Here is a 21,029-nt window from a genome sequence, read left to right as displayed (position 1 = left end):
ACCCGTCAAATTCCGAGCAAATGGTAACAAAAATTTTCCTCCAGATGATACTTTTTTAAAGACAATATTTTGATAGAATTAATGTGTTATTATTTCTACACGAAGGATACCGACCATGCAATTACTCTGGTTTATCCCGACCCACGGCGACGGACGTTATCTGGGAACGGCGATCGGCGGGAGAAGCGTTACTTTCGCATATATGTTGCAGATTGCGCGTGCCGTAGACGATTTAGGCTACACGGGTGCGCTTTTACCGACCGGGCGTTCCTGCGAGGACGCGTGGATCGTCGCTTCCACCCTCGTCACGCACACGCGACAGATGCGCTTTCTCGTGGCGGTGCGGCCGGGGTTAGTTTCTCCTGGGGTGGCGGCGAGAATGGCGGCCACTTTTGATCGCCTTTCCGAGGGGCGCTTACTAATTAACGTCGTCACGGGAGGCGATCCAGTGGAATTGGCGGGAGATGGCGTACATTTAAACCATGATGATCGCTACCGTCTAACCGATGAATTTCTAACGGTGTGGCGACAACTATTATCGAAACCGAACACGGACTTTCAAGGCGATTACCTGCGGATCGAGGGAGGAAAAGTCCTGTTTCCCCCCGTACAGAAGCCCCACCCACCCCTTTGGTTCGGTGGCTCCTCGCCCATCGCCCACGAGATCGCCGCTAAACACGTCGATGTCTATCTAACCTGGGGCGAACCCCCGTCCGCGGTGGCCGAAAAAATCATCACCGTGCGCCGTTTAGCCGAGGCCCGCGGTCGGACACTCCGATTCGGCATTCGTTTACACGTTATCGTCAGGGAAACGGCCAGCGAAGCGTGGGAGACGGCGGAGACATTGATCCGCTATGTAGACGAGGAAGCGATCGCCACCGCCCAAAACGCCTACGCGCGCATGGACTCGGAAGGGCAACGGCGGATGAGTCAATTGCACAACGGCAGTCGCGCCGCCTTGGAAATTAGCCCAAATCTCTGGGCTGGGGTGGGTTTGGTACGCGGGGGAGCGGGAACCGCTCTCGTGGGGGATGCGGATACGGTAGCGCGCCGTCTGCTCGAATACCGAGATCTCGGTATCGAGACGTTTATTCTCTCCGGTTATCCCCATCTAGAGGAAGCCTACCGGGCTGCCGAACTGTTGTTTCCCCGTTTACCAGTAGAGAGCGCGCCGATCCGACCCCAACCCGTTCAGGTTCTCGCTCCTTTCGGCGAGATCGTTGCCCATATCTAATTTCCGCTAGTGTTCTAAATCTGTGAAATAAGTAATAATGGTTGGTTCTTCGGCACTTATTATGCAGACTTATGCAGACGGGGTGATTATGATTCTGAAACTCTTGATGGATAAGACTTGTAAGATTCACAAACCGTCTCCAGTATAGTATCTACCGAAGAGCCGTAATTTTTTTGTCCTTTGACTAGAGCGATTTCATCAATTCCTAGTCTTTTTAATTTCGATAAATCTGGCTCTGTAATTTCTTCGGCGATGTCCTCTAGCATTCTTTGAATCTCTTCTTCCATTACGTCATTTCTTCGGCTAACATTTAAAATATCTCCTTCTTTTAATTGTTCGAGTATATTCTCGGCTAGTCTTTTCGTATAGCTGAACTTCCCCCATACATATATACCATAATAGCCGAAAACCCTTATCTATCAATGGATACACCCATTAACTTTTCTTAATGTACCCATGTAATTTGTAACATTTCTTAATGGACAAGAATTCTCTCCATTTGCTAGAATGATAGCCATGTATATAGAAAAAGTTCCTAACCGTAATTCCCCCCCCGCCGTTCTTCTTCGAGAGTCCTACCGAGAAGGAGAACAAGTCAAAAAAAGAACCCTTGCCAATCTCTCAAAATTACCCGATGATATTATCGACAATCTGAAACTGGCTCTTAAAGGGGCAACACTGTCCATGAATGAAGGCATTCCCAATCATTTTGAAGTGATTAGAAGTCTTCCTCATGGTCATGTGATGGCTATTTTAGAGACGATTAAAAAATTAGGTTTAGATAAAATAATCAGTGAAAAATCCTCACGAATCAGAAACTTAGTAGTGGGAGCATCTCACTTACGCGATAAGTAATTATACTTAGCCTAAAAGCCACTCTTAATCGTGTCTTGGAACGAAATAGAGGCTTTTAAAGACTGCGTACATGGAGAATTAAAACAAGAATTACCCTCGAAAAGCCTATTTTTCCACTAAGTATTTATGCTCATTGCAAAGGTGAGATGCTCCCCTTAGTAGCTTAGTAGTGGCGATGATTGTGGCAAGAATCATCAATCCTAAATCAAAACTAGCCACAGCGAGAGGGTTTAATAGTGAGACTTGTAGTCAGAGTTTAGGACAATTGTTAGACTTAGAGAAAGCCGATGAAGACGAATTATATAACGCCTTAGATTGGTTATTAGAAAAACAAGATAAAATTGAGAAGCACCTAGCACTTAAACACTTAGAATCAGGAACATTAGTCTTGTATGATGTCACTTCTACCTACCTAGAAGGAAATGGTTGTGAACTGGGAAAATATGGTGATAATCGAGATAAAAAGAAAGGGAAAATTCAGATAGTTTTTGGTCTGCTCTGTTCAGCCAAGGGTTGTCCGATAGCGGTAGAAGTATTTGAAGGAAACACCTCAGACGGTGCTACTTTAAGCGGACAAATTGAGAAAGTCAGAAAGGGTTGGGGGATTGAGAATGTGGTCTGGGTAAGCGATAGAGGAATTTTCACCAACTCGAAAATCAAGGAATTAGTAAAACCGCTAGAAGGATTAGACTATATTACTGGTTTAACTAAGCCTCAAATTCGGAAACTGGCTGAGGTAGAAGTGATTCAATTAGGATTATTTGAGCAGGTAAACTTGGTGGAATTTGAGAGTGAAGATTATCCCGATGAAAGATTAATTGCTTGTCGGAATCCCTTCATTGCCCAGAAAAATCAACTACAAAGAGAGGCATTATTAGAAGCGGTAGAGAAGGAACTAGATTTGATTGTTCAGGCGACTCAAAGGGAGAAAAGAGCTTTAAAGGGTCAAGATAAGATAGCTTTGAGAGTGGGCAAGATTCTTCATCAGTTTAAGGTCAATAAATACTATAACCTAGAGATAACAGAAGAAGGCTTTTCTTATCAGCGTAAGCTGGAATTAATCGCTCAAGAAACGGCCTTGGATGGTGTGTATGTGTTAAGAACTTCTCTGGAGTCAACTTTGATGGATGCATCGACGACGGTTAAAGCTTATAAAAGTTTGTCTCAAGTGGAGGAGGCATTTCGCTGTTATAAGTCAATTGATTTAAAGGTACGTCCTATCTATCATTATAAGGGTGATAGAGTCAAGGCTCATATCTTTTTATGTATGTTGGCTTATTATGTGGAATGGCATTTAAAACAGTCTTTGGCTCCTTTGTTATTTGAGGATGAAGAAATTGATGATGGTTCTCTGAATGTGATTAAAGCCAATCGGAGTGAATCCGCTCAGTCTAAAGAGAGAAAAAAACGGAATCAAGAGAACCTCCCTGTGCATAGTTTTCGGACTTTGTTGGAAGACCTGGGGACAATTTGCTTGAATACAGTGGAATGTACGATTAGGGAGGGAAGTTATCGTTTTTCTAAGATAACTCGACCGACCCAACTGCAACAAAAAGCGTTAGATTTATTGGGAGTTTCCCTGATTTGTACCCAGTAACGGGGCGGCGGAAATTCTCTTAATCCCTTCTACAGCATAGGTTATGGCTTTTTGTCAACGGGGAAGTCCAGTAATATAGTCTCTGAAACGCTGATAATTGCGTTCAATATTCTTAATAACTACGGCGGCTTCAGGATTGGTCTGGTACATTCTCCACTAAGGAATTAGCTGTGCCAGACAAATAAAGCAACCGCCGTAATCGATACTGAATTGTAAAAAAATTCAGTATAATTTGTTACACTTCCAAGGCCACTCAGATCAGCAAGAAATTGCTGCTGACCAGGTTGGGGAAGACCGCGTTGGCCGACGCCACATCCGAGGGAAAAGCTGGATTGAAGCGGTTCAGGTTGGCGATCTGCGTGACCGCGAGAACGCCAGTGCCGTCGGGATCAAAGAACAGATCACCGTTGGAGAGGTTGTAGATGAAGCGCTGGCTCGCCGTGGTGGCCACCGTCGCCCCGGCCTCCGCCCGCAGCTGGGCTGCGGTAAGGGTGGAGCCGCTCAGTCCTGCGTAGACGTTCTTGTCGAAGACCAGTTTGTCCAGAGTGGAGTTGAAGTCCCGCAGTTGATCCACCCCATTAAGACCTGGGGCCTCGTTGAAGGTGAAGAGATCGTTTCCTCCCCCCCCTGTGATGATGTCGTTCCCCTGGCCGCCGATGAGGGTGTCGTTACCCGCCTGTCCCTTCACCTGGTCGTTGCCCAGCCCACCGGAGACCAGGTCGTTGCCATTGCCGCCGTTGAGATCATCGATGCCATCCTCACCGAAGAGGCTGTCGTTGCCCTCTCCGCCATACATATCGTCGTTGCCAGTGCCGCCATAAATCTGATCGTTGCCGGCATCCCCACGCAACATGTCAAAGCCGTTTTCACCGTAGATGGTGTCATGTCCTTCACCGCCATCGGCAAAGTCATTGTCATCGCCGGCCCAGAAGGTGTCCGCGCCTCCATCGCCCCACATGCAGTCATCCCCAGCCAAGCCCTTGAATTGATCGGAGCCGTTGGTGCCGCCAAAGAGCTCACTGGCCTTGCCCTCCCCGTTGGGACTGAACACACCGCGGGCATCAAGGTAGTTGCCACCATTGCCGACAAGCACCCCATTCACATAGCCAGCCCTGCCCACCAGCCGTTGAGTTCCGGTGACATCCACCACCGTCTGAGTGGCCCCAAGCAATAAAGCTTCAGAAGAATAGGTGTTGAAGCTTTGCAGGGATCGCTCATAATCAGCATCATTCACCGCAAAGATCTTGTGGTAGAGATGCTTCACTCCCGTGGCAGCCATCACCATGTCGGCCACCGTCTTGCCCTTGATTTCCTCCACCAGATCCGTGGCAGCCAGCTTGCTCAGGTAGTAGGTTTCATCACCCCGCTGCAGTTGCTGCATCTGGTAGGCATAGATGAAATCATGGGTGGGGCCAAGCATACCGCCGGGGGTTTTGGCCTCTGCCAATCCCCCCAGCCAGAGGGAGATATTTTGGAAGTCCTGGTTGCCGCTGGGCGTGTTCACCGGCGCTGAGGGATTGAGGGCATCGGAGCTGCTGCCGCTGTAGAGCAGGCCCATGAAGGCGTCATCCCCCATGGCCAAATCCGCCGCAGCGGAGAGGGCCGCGGCGTAGGTGGCTGCCGCGCCTGGAGCCGAACTGGCTTGCAGTTGATTCCAATAGGAGAGATTGGCATTGCCCGAATAGCCACTGAGGATGGCATCGCGGGCGTAGGCCATGATGAACGTCTTCAAAGATTCGGGATGAAGCAGATGGGCTCCAAAATCCTTCCAGCTGATATAGGGCCGCAGGTTGGCCTCCAGGGATGCCAGGTTGGCGTCAATGGCATTGTTGGCCTGCACCAACCCGGTGGTGCCCCCTGGAGAGGTACGCACGTCACGAAGGTAGGTTTGAATCTGGCGACGGGCTTCATTGAGGGAGGTGATGCCGGTATCCAGGCCGCGGGCGATGTTGAGGGCACCCAGATCCAAGGGCAGGCCCACCAGGGCGTTTTGAAGGGTGTTGGTGATGAATTCATCGGTGGCGTTGCCCACCTGCTGGCTCATCCCTGCGGCGATCTGCCCTGCTGTGTGGCGCGTGTAGATCTGGGGGGCGAGAAAGGCCTGCAGCAGCGGGATGTCCATCTGCCCGCCGGGGTTAGCCAGGCCCGTTTGCTGGTTCACCGAGGTGAGGGCCACGGTTTCGGTGAGCTGGGAATGGCCGAAGCGAAAGGCGCTGGAGGCGAATTCCGCCAAGATGCTGGCATTGAAGCCGGCGTTGTTGTTGTTGCCCGCATTGGCACCTGCGAATGCACCCAGGTTGGGGGTAATGCGCCGCGCGTACTCCTGCAACACATGGTGTTGGTAGAAGTTTTCATTGGCCAGCTTGGCCATTTCAAACAGCTCTTGTCCGGAAAGGGCCTGGTTATTACCATTGTTTCCGGCATTTTGGGCCAGATTGGCCTCGATCTGAGACAGGATATTGTTGTGGGTGGTGACAAAGATCTCATGCATTGCCGTGAGACCAATATTTTCATTCAGGCGCCCATCTCCGCCCACAGCGTGTTCATTCAGCCGAGAGGGATCCTTCAGATCACCGTTGGCTTTGAAGGGATCGCTACCAGCAGGCTGGGGAGATCCTTTCCAGTCACGGGCCAGATCGATCAGAAACGCTGAACCCGCCTTGGCCAGCACCTGATTGGACGTGACATCCGCCGTATCAAAGACGTAGCTCTTCTGCCCCGACACCTTGTCGAGTACCACAAAGGCATAGCGGCCTGCATTGGGCTGGCCCTGGGGGATGATCTCCACTAGGGGTACAGACAGCACATCGCGATCACGCAAGGTCAGGCCAATGCGCTCGGCATTCTTTTTCAGGTCAAACCAGCGGGCGGTGGAGTTTTGCGGATCTGCGAGCAGCCGGCCCGTCAGTTCACCATTGCCCTTGTATTCCCGCATGAAAATGGCATGGCTCTCCACCGAGCCATAGACCTGGTTGAGATCAAAAAAGGCGGAGGTCTGGTTGAAGCTCTCGCCATTGCGTGGGGTGAGCTTCAGCACGCTCTGGCTGCTGCCGTTGGTGGTGGTGGAGGCAACCACGCCGGTGAAGGCCGCCTTGCTGTTGATGGTGGTCACTATATCGTTGAGGGTGGCACCCGCACTGATCACGATCAGCTGCTCATTGAGTACCAAGGTCCCCCCACTGGTGCCAGTGAAGCTGGTGCCGATGGCGGCGTTCTCATTGTCCACATCCCATTGGCTGGGGCGGCTGTAGCCCGCTAGGCCTAGCTCCGCCACCAGGGCATCGCGGCTGCCCTCGCCGATCTCCACCTGCACGGTGTTGGTGCGGGAGAGAGCCATGAAGTTGGTGGGCGAGCCAGGGGTGTAAAGGCTGTCTCCGGGGAGCAGGGGGATCAGCAGGCTGCCATCCTTACCCTTGGCGAGAAAATCCATGCCGTGGTCGTTGTATTGGCCAAACAGGGCGAAAAAGCCTGAATTCGGCAGGGGATTCCCAGTATTGGAGCCATTCACCCCATTGCCACCGGTGAGAATGGTTTCATGGCGGGTGTTGTTTTTCTGGCTCACCCGCTTGCCAGCCTGGGTGCCAGCCTGGGTCCACTCCCTGGCGTAGGGATCATCCAACACCTGCAGCGCTGTCTTGCCGCTTTGATTGGAAACCAGATTGCTGATCAGCCTGGGGCTGGCATCGAAGATGTGGGGATTGCTGGGATTGGCAGAGCCGCGAAGGCTGTAATCAAGCGTATAGTTTTGGTCGTAGACGACTGCTCCTGTCTGGAAGTTGATCGTGAAACCACCCGTGGCTTGCGTGAAGCTCTGGCTGGTGAGACGGCGAAACAGTGTGCCTGTCGCCCCGGCCATGAATTTCGGATCTGTGGTGGACAAGGGGTAGGGTGCCGAGATGGGGGTGATGCCGCCACCCACCTGGTAACGCAATTGATCCGTGCCATCGACAAAGCGGATGCCGCTGGTGGCCCTGGCACCCGTCACACCCGGACTGAAGCCAGGCAGAACGGCGAGACGGGGATCGTTGTTCCACTCCTTGTAGACGCGATATTGATAACGGAGAAAAAACAGATCGTCGATTGTGAACGTGTCAATCACCGAATCGAAATTGGGATTTGGCATGATTTGGTAGTGTGCAATACTTTTCCTACATTCATTATGGCACACTGAGGTACAGCCGACATCCATTTGACGCTCCCATCGCTAAAAGCGAGGGATTCCCTGTTCATCCAGTTACCTTATTTATTAGGCTTTCACCTAATAGACAGTGGGTAGTCTGTCCGAGGGCTTGAATTTCTGTCCGCCCGACAGTATTTGCTTTATTGAGAATGTTTATAGCGGCGTTTTCATCCCTGTCCAAGACACACCCACAAGAACAAACATGAGTTCTTACAGATAATGTTTTCTTGACAATATTGCCACAATCAGAACATTGTTGGCTAGTATATCGTGGATTTACCGCTACCACAAACTTCCCGTGTATTTTTCCAAAGTAGCCTAGCCAATCGGTGAACATTGACCAACTTGCATCTGAAATAGATTTAGCAAGCTTAGGATTTTTCACCATATTAGATACCTTCAAGTCCTCATAGACTACCAAATCGTTAGATTGGATTAACGCTTTTGCTGTCTTGACGGCAAAATCTTGGCGTTGTCTAGAAACTTTTAGATGAAGGCGAGCTACTTTAGATTTCTGCTTTAACCTTTTTTGGCTTCCCTTTTTCTTTTTTGAGAGTTTACGTTGAGCCTTTTTTAGTCTTTTTTCCGACTTACAAAGAAACCGTGGGTTATCAATTTTATCCCCATTAGAGTCAGTCAAGAAATGGTTTAAGCCTAAATCAATCCCTACTTCTTTTCCTGTAGAGTCAAGTGGTTCTTTTCTCTCAATGTCTAAGACAAATTGACAATAAAAGCCATCTGCTCGTCTAATAAGCCTGACTCTCTTGATTGTGGTTTTGTCTAAGAGTTGACGGTTAAAAGTGCCGATTAGCTTTAATTTTCCTATCCCTGTTTTATCCGTGATGTGGATAAACTTATTAGACCTCTTGCATAATTTTTTTATGGTATAATATAAGGTTTTGCTTTTTTCTCAATTCTTAGATTGAAGTGGAAAAAAGAATAAAATGTGATCTTAGGTCAGGAAATCATCTATAATTTTGCTATGTTTATTAGCAAAATTATGGATTATCAAAACTGATCAGATGAACAATTCAAACGCCGTTTCGGTGTGTATAAACAAACCTATAGAAAGATGGTAGAATCAGTAAAAAGTGTTGAAGCCGACTCTAATTCACCATCTAAAAGGGGACCGAAACCTAAACTATCTATAGAAGAACAAGTTTTAGTAACGTTAGAATATTGGCGAGAATATAGAACATATTTTCACATTGGTACAAGCTGGGAACTATCAGAATCAACTATATGTCGGATTGTAAATAAGACGGAAAAAATGCTTTTACAATCGGGAAACTTCCGTTTAAAAGGAAAAAAAGCTCTACTAAATCAAGCAGAGATACCGGTCGTAACGGTAATGGATGTAACGGAAACTCCCATTGAACACCCCAAAAAGAAACAGAAAGATTTTTTGGGGGGTAAAAGAGGTTATCATACTTTAAAATCCCAATTAGTAGCTGATCAAAATACCGAGGAAATTATCTGTGTCTTTTGTGGGAAAGGCAGAGGTCATGATTTTAGTTTATTTAAAAAAAGTCGAGTTCGTTTTCATCCTTTAACTACCAGCATAGAAGACAGTGGTTATCAGGGAATAGCTGCATACCATAGTAATAGTTATACACCGAAAAAGAAACCGAAAAATGGAAAATTAACAGACTTAGAAAAGGAGTATAACAAGGCTTTGTCCAAAGAAAGAATTATCATTGAACCTATAAATAGGAAACTCAAAATCTTTAAAATCTTATCCTGTAAATATCGGAATCGTCGTCGAAGATATAGTTTAAGAGTTAACTTGTTGGCGGCTATTTATAACTGTGAGTTAGGGATAGGTATAGCAGCTTCTTAAAAGTTGCCTAAAGATTAATCAAGTCAAGGAGAATTTATTCTCAATTATAAAAATTGAGATAGTTTGTGCCGCTTAAATAAAGAGGTTTTGATAACCAAATTAAAGCAGCTCTAAAGAGTTTTGAGTTAAAAGTTAAACTTCAAGTTTTCATTCAGGACGAATGTACTGATTAACTAATTTTTTTTGGGAAAATTAGTTAACCCATCATTACAACATATAATTAATTTGCAAGAGTTCTATTGATTATTTTATCTAAACCCAATTTTTTAATCGTCTCTAAAATAGCCATCACATGACCATGAGGAAGACTTCTAATCACTTCAAAATGATTGGGAATGCCTTCAGTCATTGACAGTGTTGCTCCTTTAAGAGCCAGTTTCAGATTGTCAATAATATCATCGGGTAATTTTGAGAGATTGGCAAGGGTTCTTTTTTTGACTTGTTCTCCTTCTCGGTAGGACTCTCGAAGAAGAACAGCGGGGGGGGAATTACGGTTAGGAACTTTTTCTATATACATGACCACTATTTTAGCAAATGGAGAGAATTCTTGTCCATTAAGAAATATTACAAATTACATGGGTATATTAATAAAAGTTAATGGGTGTATCCATTGATAGATAAGGGTTTTCGGCTGTTATGGTATATATGTATGGGGGAAGTTCAGATATATCAAGGAAAATCATAAATCGAGGTTAACCGTTTGTCCCGTAATGGTTTGAGCCTTTTTTGCTGACCGAAAACGCCTAAGTCCCATTATGTGGACTTCGGTGGAATTATAGAGGAAGAAGGCACATTCTGTGGCTATACCATTCCGACCCGTCTGCGGATTGGATGGTACTTTGGCACTGAGCGGTTTGAGTCAGAGGGTGAGTTTTTCCGAGTCACGATTGTTGACATCCTCACCGCCGTAAACGGACGGTGATTCCCAAACCTCACGATTTGGGTTTCTGCTTCTTTCCCGAAGGATTTTTCGCACCTGCCTTAACAGATTTACTCTGTTCTGGTCTTATGGTCGCTCTACAGACTGACACCGCAAGCCCTGCGGCCAAAATATTTTTACTAGCGTTAATATCTCGGTCATGGTGTGTTCCACAGATTGGACAGTCCCACTGTCGAATATTTAACGGCATTTTCAAGGGCAATATACCCGCAATTACTACACCTTTTAGAGCTAGGAAACCATCTATCTATTTCGATGTAGTTTCTCCCATACCAACGGCATTTATAGGCTAATTGTCGAGTGATTTCTCCCCAACTAACGTCAGATATTGCCTGAGATAATTTCGGGTTTTTGACCATATTCTTGACGGCTAAGTTCTCAACCACAATCGTTTGGTTTTCACGGACTAATTGAGTGGTTAGCTTGTGTAAATGGTCTTTTCTGTTATCAGTAATTTGGGCGTGAATCTTGGCTACTTTGATTCTCGCTTTTTCCCGATTTTTTGAGCCTTTCTGTTTTCGAGAAAGACTTTTTGGGTCCTTTCGCAGTCTCCGATAATGCTTTTTAAAGTGCTTAGGATTAGATACTTTATCGCCATTGCTGGTAATTACTAGGCTACTAATTCCTAAGTCAATTCCGATGGCTTTATCTGTTACTGGTAATGGCTTAATCGTTGGGTCATCAAATCTAATTGAAATATGCCAACGTCCTGAGGGATGTAATCTGACTGTTACTGTGCTTGGTTCACAGCTTTCTGGTATTTTTCTTGACCATCGAATAGGTAAAGGTTCTGTGCATTTGGCTAAATAGATTTGTTTGTCTTTAAATTTAAAAGCAGACTTGGTAAATTCGGCACTTCCTCCCTGATGTTTTTTCTTAAAGTTAGGATACTTAGTCCGACCAGCAAAGAAATTAGTAAAAGCTGTTTGTAAATGTCTTAACCCTTGTTGTAAAGGTACACAGCTTACCTCGTTGAGAAAGTCTAATTCTTCTTGTTTTTTCCACTCGGTTAGCATTGAAGAAGCTTGAGCGTAGCCTACTCTTTCTTGTCTTTCATACCAAGCTTGTGTTCGTTCGTGGAGAGCTTTGTTGTAAACTAATCTTACACAGCCCAATGTGCGCCGCAATAGCGACTCTTGTGTTGGTGTGGGGTAAAATCGGTAAGAATAGGCTTTTTCCATGTCTCACATTTTAGCGTATATCGTGTAAATGCGCTAGTATTTAACAGCAAAGCCGCCGTAAAACGGCGGGGTTTCAGACCCAAAATTTCCGATGATGCAATCTATCGGTAGAACGATCGGACATCAATAAAGAAATTACAGCCAACTTTGTAGAATGAAGTACAGCCAAAGTAAGGAGGGACTACGGGTGTGTGGCAAGTGATATGGAATACTGTGCTATCGGAATTCTCCGAGATCACCGATGTGGCTCAAATTATCCGCATCATTTTACGCTTCCTGCTTGCGGCGATCCTTGGTGGTCTACTGGGGTACGATCGGGAGATCAAGGGCAAGGCGGCAGGGTTGCGAACGCATATGCTGGTTTCTTTCGGGGCAGCACTCTTCGTCCTCATTCCTCAACAATCTGGGGCATCGATCGCAGATTTAACTCGTGTGTTGCAGGGCTTGATCGCTGGGGTGGGATTCCTTGGGGCCGGATCGATCATTATAGGAAGGCACCAAGAGGAGGCTAAGGGGATGACCACGGCGGCGGGCATATGGCTAACGGCGGCCATCGGCGTAGCGGCTGGGATGGGGCGAGAAGCGACGGCCATTCTCAGCACTCTCTTAGCCTTGGGAATCTTATCCTTAATTCCCAAGGTCGAACGGTTGTTTGAACGCCGTGGAAGGGGGAGTTAAACGGGGTCGGAGTATTCGGGCGGATAGGGGTTGAAGATGTACAAGTACTTCATACCCGCGTTAAACTGCATATCTTGCCCCATGCCGTTGGAGCCCAAAGATGATCAAAATTTCCGTTGATTCACAGGTGTCGTTTTCTCGATCCTTGGTTTATGCCACCTATCGGGACAAGCTGATGGAGTTGGGGCCGTATCTGCCCAATGTGCGATCGCTGCAACTCAAGTCTCGCCAGGAAGCGGAGCGACTGGTGCGACTGGTGCTGGAGTGGCATGGGGGTGGGGACATCCCAGCCGCTGCTCGGGCACTTTTGAGTGAAGAACTGTTCACTTGGACGGAATACGATATCTGGGACAACAATGAGTTTACTGTGGACTGGCAAATTGAAACCCATGCCTACCGAGAGGCGGTGTTTTGCGCTGGCAAGAACCGCTTTCTGGATCGAGGCAATTGCACATTGGTGGAAAGCCGAGGCGAAGTGAGGATTGACCTCAGCGCAGTTCACAGTGTGCCACCCTTCTTGCTCAGTCGCTTAGTTCACCTAGTCGAAGAGCTTCTGGCCAAAAAGATTGAACCGAATCTGGTGCAGATGGGACAGAGTGTGCGGAAGTATCTGGAGCAAACGCAGAAAACCCAGTAACGCCAGGAAAGGGATAGACTATGGGGTAGCGATCTGGAAGTAGTGGTGAGTCGAATTGCTTATTTAGGGTTTGCTGAAAAAGTTTGTTGGTGGGGTTAGGAGTCGGTCGTCGGTCGTCAGTAGCCGGTCGTTTCAGGCTTTGTTGCCCTCTTTTTTTTGTACCGGTTTATGTACTACAAGAAGGATAATGCAAGGTTTTTGAATGTCCCAATCCTATTTTCGCAGCATGAACATCGGATTTTAACAGGTCAAAAGCCTTATTTTAAAAGGGTTTTACCATTATTCAGCAAGCCCTATTTAGCGGGACTCAAACGATAACAAAAGATAACTGAGGGTATAATGCTTGGCAGATCAGCGCTTCACAATGCTAATACATAATCAGCGCCTTGCTCAATAATTGTAGAGGCAATTTCCGTTTGACATCCCATGGCATCAATACTTACTAAACAACCTCGAATTTCTCAAATCTTCAATAATTCAGGAATAGCAGTAATCTCATTGGATTTTTCAGCGACTTTTCGTTGACCAAGTACCAAATGATTAGTGGCTGACCAGACACTTACCATAGGAATTAAACTGCGGTTATTTCCTCGTTCTTTTGCCCCTCGTCAGGTTTTCCCGTCCACATTTAAGAGTTCTCCATTGGTCACCTGATGAACTGCTTGCATCCAACTAATAAAGCATGACTGGAGTTCTTCTGATTTTAAACGGGCAAATAATCGGATCAATGTATCATGAGAGGGAATCCCATTAGGCAGAGCTAGAAAAGTTTTTAGCCATTCATATTTGGTTATACCATAGGCAGCAACTGCTTCCCAGTTGTTCGCCCCACAAATGGTTGCACAGATAGTAATCACAATAATATCTATCAGCAAATGCTCAATGTTGTGTAACGCTCTAGGGTCTTTTAGAGTGCGTGTTTTTCAATCAGGGCTGTTGGTGATGAACATTTGTCCGTTAACATTGTTTTGTGCGAACCTGTAAACAGATAGTTAATATTCTGTATACTAACTTGAAAAATTTAATATTTATCTCCTAATTGCTATTACATGAGGATATCTTGTAGATTTATTGCGTATCTTCAAGAATTGTGTGCGATTGCCCTGGCCACCTAACGAGCATATATAAACGAGCATATATAATAATGAAGAGAATAAAATGCTTGACGAAACTCATTAGATCGGAGAAAGGAGGTCAGTCATGGATCTGGTACAGTTTGTGGTAGTTATCATCGTGGTTGGGGTTCTATTGTGGCTCGTGAACAACTACATTCCGATGGACAGCAAGATCAAGCAAATCCTGAACATTGTGGTTGTCATCGCCCTCGTTTTGTGGATTCTTAAGGTGTTCGGATTGCTGAGTTTTCTCAAGGGAATTCGTATCGGTAGGTGAGTGATGTTCTAGACGGAAGGAAAGGTTGAATTATTATGGATCTGATGTCCATCACACTGGTGGTGCGCTGGCTAATAGGCTGGGGATTGATGTGGCGGTTGCCGCGACTTCCAGACCTTTCAGTCGTCGGTTCGCCTAAAGTCTCGGTCTTGATTCCGGCGAGGAATGAAGAGAGTACCCTCCCTAATTTGCTAACAGCCTTAAAGCAGCAAACATTCAAGCCCTACGAAATCATTGTCATCGATGACCAGTCCGCCGATGCTACCCCACAGATCGCCGAACAGGCCGGGGTGAAAGTAGTGCAGACTAGCCCTTTGCCCACAGGTTGGACAGGGAAAAACTGGGCACTCAAAACCGGATATGCAGCCTCATCTGGCGATATTCTCGTCTTTCTCGATGCCGACACTGAGCCAGGGGAGGAGCTGCTCCGCAGGCTGGTGGCAACTGTTCAACACTTAGGTGGTCTGGTCTCAGTTCAGCCCTATCACCGCACTGAACGCCCCTACGAACTGTTAGCGGTTCTGTTCAATCTCGTCGGCTTGATGGCCGTCAAACTGGGAGCAAGAGGTGGTGTGGCTTTTGGACCGGCTATGGCTACCAGCAAGCATGACTATGAGCGGGTCGGCGGCCACGACGCTGTGGCAGGATATGTTGTAGAAGACTGGTTCATGGCTCATATTTATGAGAGTGCGGGACTGCCAGCAAGTGCCTACATTGGTCATGGCCAACTGGACTATCGGATGTACCCCGGCGGGCTGCGGGACTTGGTTGTTGGTTTCGACAAAAACTTTGCAACGGCAGCAGGGGAAGTCTCTTGGCTGCGGATGCTGGCGGTTGTGTTCTGGCTTTCAGGGCTGTTCTGGGCGGCTTGGTGTCTGCCCGCATCCCTATTCGGCTGGCCGATTGTCGGGAATTCATCCTTACTATATAACGTACTGCTTTATCTTGCCTTCGCCATACAGTTAGCCATAATTGTATGGCCAGTGGGTTCATTCGGAGCAATCGTCTTTTTCTTCCCCATTCCGGTTGCCTTCTTCATTGCAGTGTTCCTGCTGGCAATTCTGAATCTCGAACGTGGTCAAATCGAATGGAAAGGACGAAGGATAAGTACCCGATGGCAAGGTGAATGAATGAGATTATCTATACTACAGTTACCGGATGGGGTAATTGTCGGGCTTTGTGTGGTCGGTTGGACAGCCTGGTCACTTTTGATCGGTTTTGTCGGTCATCGACTTCCCCTGAAATTCCTAGAAACGGACACCTGCCTGACCCGGCCACGACCCTGGGGGGAAGATAGACAATGGTACAATCGGGTACTGCGGATCAAGCGATGGAAGGATCGGTTGCCAGAAGCAGGGGATTTCTTCCCAGGAGGTTTTCGCAAAACATCCGTTGGCGGTGGGGACTGTGCCGTAATGTCCCGTTTTTTGGCTGAAACCCGTCGCGCGGAATACGTTCACATCGCCATCTGGCTGTTTTGGTTAGTGACGATGCTCTGGACTCCTGGCTGGGGTGTGCTGGTAAACCTCGCCGTAGGAACAGCCTTCAACCTGCCTTGTTTGTGGGTGCAGCGTTACAATCGGCTTCGGCTCCAGCATCTGCTCGTATTGAAAGGACAGGGAAAAACGATATGCTAAAGTATGAGCTTGGCTGTGAATTAACCTACAGCATTGAGCAAGCAAGCACTCTAATTCTTAATGTTGCTATTGTCAGCAACAACCATCAGATTATTGTTCAGGAAGACCTCCATTCTAACTCTCAACGGTCGATTGAGGAATACATCACTTCTGTCAGTGGAAACCGATACTTTCGACTCAATGCCCCTCCTGGCAATTTGCAAATTTCCTATCGAGCAACCGTTGGCTTATCTCCTTATTATTCAGACCCCAGTACGATTTTTGAAGTAAAGCCGGCCGATTTACCCCTCGATATCTTGTACTATCTTTATCCGAGTCGTTACTGTCAGTCAGATCGATTATTGCGCTTTGTCGCGGCTGAATTTGGCAATTTAGTCCCTGGTTATTCCAGGGTGACAGCTATCTGTAACTGGATTTATGACAATGTTTTGTATCTCTCTGGTAGCAGTGATTCTTTAACTTCTGCTTGCGATACAGCGATAGAAAGGGTAGGCGTTTGCCGTGATTTTGCCCATTTAGGTATTGCTTTTTGTCGAGCTTTGAACATTCCGGCACGCTTTGTTTCCGGCTACGCCTATGGTTTAAATCCCCCCGATTTTCATGCCTGGTTTGAGGCTTATCTAGGGGGTCGCTGGTATCTTTTCGATCCTACCCGCCTTGTGCCTCAGAGCGGGCTAATTCGCGTTGGCACAGGACGAGATGCAGCCGATGTTTCTTTTGCCACTATTTTTGGTCCGGTACAAATGAATCAGATGAGGCTTTTTATGGACTACTTACCCGATGCCAAGCCGATTTCCGAGAATATTTTGATACCGACAACAGAGGCGATCGCCATCTCTTGAGCGTACCCCAGTCAGGTATTCTATTATCGAAAATTTGGGTTGAAAACCCCGTCCTTTGAGGACGGCTTTAAGCTACAATGGAAAAAGCGATAACCAAGCTAAAAACTGAACCCTGACCACAGATAGTAGGGGGTTTCGTTCAGAAAAGAAGTCAAATTCGGCCTTGAACGAGTAAAACTTTCTAGGAAATAAGGTTGAACATGAGATTTTTTCGACTTGTTCAAAGTGGCCGTCCGGCATTCGGACACTGAAAACGGACGGGTCGAAAGTGTCAGACTTAAGCAATTAAGCGTTTTTCGCTATCTGCGTCAACCCCATTGACGCGACCATCCAAAAAAAGTGGCGTGGTGAGGATGTCAATAGTATTGTCTTTGAAAAACCCATTTTAGGAGTTGCCCATGTCATCCTCATCCCTACCCATTAAACCGGCTGTACTGGTTGTCATCATTGGTGAAACCGTCTTGCAAGACCGCATGATCAAGCTGCTGCAAGAGTTAGGCGTAACTGGCTATACCCTCTCGCAAGCCCAGGGCGCAGGTCGCCACGGCAACCGCCAGGGAGATATGGTCGGTTATAACACCAATATTGAGATCAAAACCGTTGTCTCGCAGGAAGTCTCGGAGGCGATCTTCTCTGGTCTCGTCGAGTATCAAGCTAATCATGCCTTAATCGCTTTCCGACAAAATGTCGAAGCGTTGACTGGGTTTGAGATAATTTGATTCGTCACTAACCCCGCCCTAAAAGGGACGGGGCTTGCCTAGACCAATTTAGGCGACGCAAGTAGAGACTACCGCATCGAGACACAATCTGGCACAGACTTCCGAATGCTTCCCTAGTTCGGATTCTCTCTAAGCTTTATTGGTAAAGCGTTGTTAGACAAGACATCTTGATTGTGTTGCGGTAAGGGACATTAACTTCACTCTTAAGGATTATCTCCATAGCAAGAGTTCCTGTTATCTCAAAAGACGGAAAACCGTTAATGCCCACCAAACCCAGTCGGGCCAGGCGGTGGATTAAGGAAGGAAAAGCTATCGGTAAATTCAACGACTTAGATATTTTCTATGTCCAGCTAACCACTGAACCTTCCGATAGCAAAACCCAACCAATTGCTATTGGCATTGACCCGGGTAAATTATTCTCTGGAATTGGTGTTCAATCCTCCCTTTTTACTCTTTGGAAGGCTCACTTAGAACTTCCTTTTAAGCGAGTAAGAGAGTGCCTAGACAATCGCTGCTTAATGCGAAGAGGACGTAGAAAAAGACGGATTAACCGCCAACTTTCTTTTAATCTAAGAGCGCATCGACAAAAACGATTTTCAAATAGAAGACAAGGAAAATTAGCTCCCTCAATTAGAGCTAATCGTCAACTTGAACTTCGAGACGTTTCTGAACTAACCAAAATCTATCCAATTACTGACATTTACTTTGAGTATGTCAAAACCGATATTGATCTAACTTCCAGTAGAAAAGGAGCTAAGTCTAGAAAAGGTTTTTCGCCAGTTATGGTCAGACAGAAATGGGCGATTGAGCAACTATCTCAATTGGCAAAAGTCCATACTCGCTTTGGTTGGCAAACCTCTAATCTCAGAAAATATTTGCGACTAGAAAAATCCAAAAATAAAGCAAAACAATCACCAGAAAGTCATGCTAACGATGGCATTGCTAAGAGGGAGGGAGCATCTCACCTTTGTAACCCCTAAATCAGGTTTTATGTCAAGCTATTTTGAAAGCCTTGCTAGAAACCAGTTTTAGGGACAAGTATAATTAGGGCTGGCTGAATAATGGTAAAACCCTTGTTGGTTAAGACTTTTAGAGTTTTTGTAAATCAAAAAGTACCAGATATGGGAGTGATCGGGGGGAAAATTCAGGGACTTTTTCCCTGCCTTCAAAATCGGTAAAACCCTACACCCCAACTGCCCCCCCGATGTCGGGGGGGTTGGGGGGGCCACACCCTGCCCCCAAGAAAAACTTTTTCAGCAAACCCTAATTACTCACTTGCATAAATGAGATACTCCCAAAGAGGGATATTTATGAAGTGGAATCTGACCTGCGGAATGTTGGATATAATCTAATTATGTACTAAAAACAGGAAATTCATGACAAATATTCACTCGATCATCGGTATATTCCCCTCCAATGAAGAAGCAGACATAGTTGTAAGGTGGTAAACGACGTAAATGTGGTGGCTCTACCACAAGACATGGGTTCCGTAAAGGAGATTTAATTTCTTCTCCCAAAGGAATTGGTTATGTTAGTGGAGATACCGAAAAACAGCTATCTGTAAGCGATGCCAATGGTCAACGATTGGGACAGATAACTGTTAGTAAGATTCAGTTAATTCGTCGTTCTAACGGTTTAATTGTTTCTCACTAACTTATGTAAAGCCGCCCTCCGCTATCGCTAAAGGGCGGGGTTTCAGACCCAGTTTTTCGATGAAAGCCCTGTTACTCTACCCTGAGTTTCCCCAGTCTTTCTGGTCTTACGATCGCTTTATGGAAATCGCGGGACTGAAAGCCACCATTCCACCCCTCGGCATCATTACTGTCGCCGCCCTCCTCCCCCAAAACTGGGAAATTCGATTTTACGATCGCAACGTCAATCCTGAAACAGAAGCCGATTGGGAGTGGTGTGAGTTGGTTATCCTCTCTGCCATGTTGGTCCAGAAGCCAGATTTTCAAGCTCTGATTCAAAAAGCCGTGCAGTTAGGCAAAAAAGTCGCCGTTGGCGGTCCCTACCCCACCTCTGTCCCCCAGGATGCCCTGGATTCTGGAGCGAACTATCTCATTTTGGATGAGGGAGAGTTAACCGTTCCCCTGTTTTTAGAGGCGATCGCTCAAGGTCAAAGCCAGGGAATTTTCCGCTCTGGGGACAAGCCAGACGTGACCCTCAGCCCCATCCCCCGCTTCGACCTGCTTCAGCGAGACGATTACTTAATGATGGCAGTGCAATTCTCTCGCGGCTGTCCTTTTAACTGCGAATTTTGCGACATTATTTCCCTCTACGGGCGCAAACCTCGTACTAAAGAGCCGAGTCAGACTTTAGCAGAGTTGCAGACTCTCTACGACCTAGGCTGGCGCGGTTCGTTGTTCATCGTCGATGACAACTTTATTGGCAATCAGCGCAACGTCAAACGCTTTCTCAGAGACTTGATTCCCTGGATGAAGCAGCACGACTATCCCTTCACCTTTATTACTGAAGCCTCGGTCAATTTGGCAGAGGATGATGAATTACTGCACCTGATGGCTGAGGCGGGGTTTTATTCTGTCTTTCTGGGGATTGAAACTCCTGACCAAGATAGTCTGCAAGTGACGCGCAAACTGCAAAATACTCGCAATCCACTGGTGGAAGCCTGTCGCAAGATTAATGCAGCCGGTTTGCTAATCTATGCTGGATTTATCTTGGGGTTTGATGGAGAGCGCTCTGGTGCGGGGGAAAGGATTCAAGCCTTTGTGGAAGAAACCAGTATTCCTCAGCCCATGTTAGGCATCCTCCAGGCTCCGCCCAACACGGCGCTCTGGAATCGTCTCCAGCAAGAACAGCGTTTAGTTGAGGGTGACAGCATCCATCCGACGGGAGATCAGAATAGCTTGATGAATTTTATCCCCACCCGCCCGATTGCCGAAATTGCCAGAGAGTATGTCGAAGGCTTCTGGACGCTGTACGAACCCAGCCACTATCTCCGACGCTGTTTCCAACAATGTCTCGGTCTGGGTTTGCAGTCAAAACACAAGCAAACCATGCAATTTCCCGTGGGGAAGGGGTTACGGCTGATTACCCAGTTAATCTGGCATCAGGGTATCCGCCGAGGGAACATTCGGGGACAGTTTTGGCGGCAATTATGGACGATTTGGCAAAAAAAGCCCCAAGTTCTCAATCTGTATTTAGGTCTGTGCGCGGCGGGAGAACATTTTTGGGAGTACCGGGCCTTAGCCAGAGAACGGATTACTCAACAACTAGGCTACGATCCCTTAGAAGTTTCTGGTCGTCCCAACCAGAACTGATTCTGACTCGATAAGG

The 21,029-nt window shown here is 46.9% G+C and carries 11 protein-coding genes and 9 pseudogenes; 14 read left to right on the top strand and 6 right to left on the bottom strand.

Annotated features, from left to right (window positions below; all coding sequences use genetic code 11):
* Window positions 1–115 precede the first annotated feature (115 nt).
* On the top strand, window positions 116–1,234 hold the full coding sequence (ssuD, locus tag MAE_RS12965; protein WP_002798483.1) for an FMNH2-dependent alkanesulfonate monooxygenase: 1,119 nt from the start codon (window positions 116–118) through the stop codon (window positions 1,232–1,234).
* 164 nt (window positions 1,235–1,398) lie between these two features.
* Here ssuD and MAE_RS32195 read toward each other — a convergent pair.
* Window positions 1,399–1,611: pseudogene (locus tag MAE_RS32195) on the bottom strand (ISL3 family transposase); the annotation flags it as partial.
* 139 nt (window positions 1,612–1,750) lie between these two features.
* Between MAE_RS32195 and MAE_RS29620 the strand changes: the two are divergent.
* Together MAE_RS29620 and MAE_RS12950 are read left to right on the top strand one after the other, a co-directional pair.
* Window positions 1,751–2,053, top strand: a pseudogene (locus tag MAE_RS29620) (tail length tape measure protein); the annotation flags it as partial.
* 199 nt (window positions 2,054–2,252) lie between these two features.
* Window positions 2,253–3,686 (top strand): annotated as a pseudogene (locus tag MAE_RS12950) (IS1634 family transposase); the annotation flags it as partial.
* A gap of 253 nt (window positions 3,687–3,939) precedes the next feature.
* On the opposite strand, the gene MAE_RS12945 reads toward MAE_RS12950, so the two are convergent.
* Both MAE_RS12945 and MAE_RS12940 read right to left on the bottom strand, forming a co-directional pair.
* A complete protein-coding gene (locus tag MAE_RS12945) occupies window positions 3,940–7,809 on the bottom strand; it encodes a peroxidase family protein (protein ID WP_012265968.1) in 3,870 nt (1,289 codons plus the stop codon).
* Between the two features lie 103 nt (window positions 7,810–7,912).
* Complete coding sequence (locus MAE_RS12940) at window positions 7,913–8,749, bottom strand: RNA-guided endonuclease InsQ/TnpB family protein (RefSeq protein WP_422730596.1); 837 nt, start codon at window positions 8,747–8,749, stop codon at window positions 7,913–7,915.
* Window positions 8,750–8,848: 99 nt separating this feature from the next.
* Here MAE_RS12940 and MAE_RS12935 point away from each other — a divergent pair.
* A pseudogene (locus MAE_RS12935) lies at window positions 8,849–9,706 on the top strand (IS5 family transposase).
* A 238-nt stretch (window positions 9,707–9,944) separates the two neighbouring features.
* Here the strand turns inward: MAE_RS12935 and MAE_RS12930 are convergent.
* Both MAE_RS12930 and MAE_RS12925 read right to left on the bottom strand, forming a co-directional pair.
* Window positions 9,945–10,223 (bottom strand): annotated as a pseudogene (locus MAE_RS12930) (tail length tape measure protein); the annotation flags it as partial.
* Window positions 10,224–10,638: 415 nt separating this feature from the next.
* Window positions 10,639–11,827: pseudogene (locus MAE_RS12925) on the bottom strand (RNA-guided endonuclease InsQ/TnpB family protein).
* Between the two features lie 189 nt (window positions 11,828–12,016).
* On the opposite strand from MAE_RS12925, the gene MAE_RS12920 reads away from it, so the two are divergent.
* The gene (locus MAE_RS12920) at window positions 12,017–12,505 is read left to right on the top strand and encodes an MgtC/SapB family protein (RefSeq protein ID WP_002799018.1); all 489 of its coding nucleotides are present in this window, start codon (window positions 12,017–12,019) and stop codon (window positions 12,503–12,505) included.
* Window positions 12,506–12,605: 100 nt separating this feature from the next.
* On the top strand, window positions 12,606–13,142 hold the full coding sequence (locus MAE_RS12915; RefSeq protein ID WP_002799017.1) for a hypothetical protein: 537 nt from the start codon (window positions 12,606–12,608) through the stop codon (window positions 13,140–13,142).
* Window positions 13,143–13,504: 362 nt separating this feature from the next.
* Here the strand turns inward: MAE_RS12915 and MAE_RS35020 are convergent.
* Window positions 13,505–14,053 (bottom strand): annotated as a pseudogene (locus MAE_RS35020) (ISAs1 family transposase); the annotation flags it as partial.
* A gap of 289 nt (window positions 14,054–14,342) precedes the next feature.
* Between MAE_RS35020 and MAE_RS12905 the strand changes: the two are divergent.
* The 8 genes and pseudogenes from MAE_RS12905 to MAE_RS12870 all read left to right on the top strand — a co-directional run bounded on the left by MAE_RS12905 (window position 14,343) and on the right by MAE_RS12870 (window position 21,013).
* Window positions 14,343–14,534: a Thivi_2564 family membrane protein gene (locus MAE_RS12905; RefSeq protein ID WP_012265960.1), complete on the top strand. Its 192-nt coding sequence runs from the start codon at window positions 14,343–14,345 to the stop codon at window positions 14,532–14,534.
* A gap of 35 nt (window positions 14,535–14,569) precedes the next feature.
* Window positions 14,570–15,664: a glycosyltransferase gene (locus tag MAE_RS12900; RefSeq protein WP_002799015.1), complete on the top strand. Its 1,095-nt coding sequence runs from the start codon at window positions 14,570–14,572 to the stop codon at window positions 15,662–15,664.
* Window positions 15,665–16,171, top strand: coding sequence for a hypothetical protein (locus MAE_RS35015; RefSeq protein ID WP_002799014.1), 507 nt, complete (start codon window positions 15,665–15,667; stop codon window positions 16,169–16,171).
* Window positions 16,165–17,013, top strand: coding sequence for a transglutaminase-like domain-containing protein (locus tag MAE_RS12890; RefSeq protein ID WP_041804103.1), 849 nt, complete (start codon window positions 16,165–16,167; stop codon window positions 17,011–17,013). The genes MAE_RS35015 and MAE_RS12890 overlap by 7 nt, the downstream gene beginning before the upstream one ends.
* 398 nt (window positions 17,014–17,411) lie before the next feature.
* Window positions 17,412–17,732, top strand: a complete 321-nt coding sequence (locus MAE_RS12885) for a P-II family nitrogen regulator (protein ID WP_002752253.1) — start codon at window positions 17,412–17,414, stop codon at window positions 17,730–17,732.
* Window positions 17,733–17,950: 218 nt separating this feature from the next.
* Window positions 17,951–18,676, top strand: a pseudogene (locus tag MAE_RS12880) (RRXRR domain-containing protein); the annotation flags it as partial.
* Window positions 18,677–19,172: 496 nt separating this feature from the next.
* A pseudogene (locus tag MAE_RS36095) lies at window positions 19,173–19,385 on the top strand (hypothetical protein); the annotation flags it as partial.
* Window positions 19,386–19,444: 59 nt separating this feature from the next.
* A complete protein-coding gene (locus MAE_RS12870; RefSeq protein ID WP_012265954.1) occupies window positions 19,445–21,013 on the top strand; it encodes a B12-binding domain-containing radical SAM protein in 1,569 nt (522 codons plus the stop codon).
* The last annotated feature ends 16 nt before the right edge of the window (window positions 21,014–21,029 follow it).

Source organism: Microcystis aeruginosa NIES-843, from assembly GCF_000010625.1.
Taxonomy (GTDB): domain Bacteria; phylum Cyanobacteriota; class Cyanobacteriia; order Cyanobacteriales; family Microcystaceae; genus Microcystis; species Microcystis aeruginosa.
This window is presented reverse-complemented; position numbering and strand designations above follow the sequence as displayed.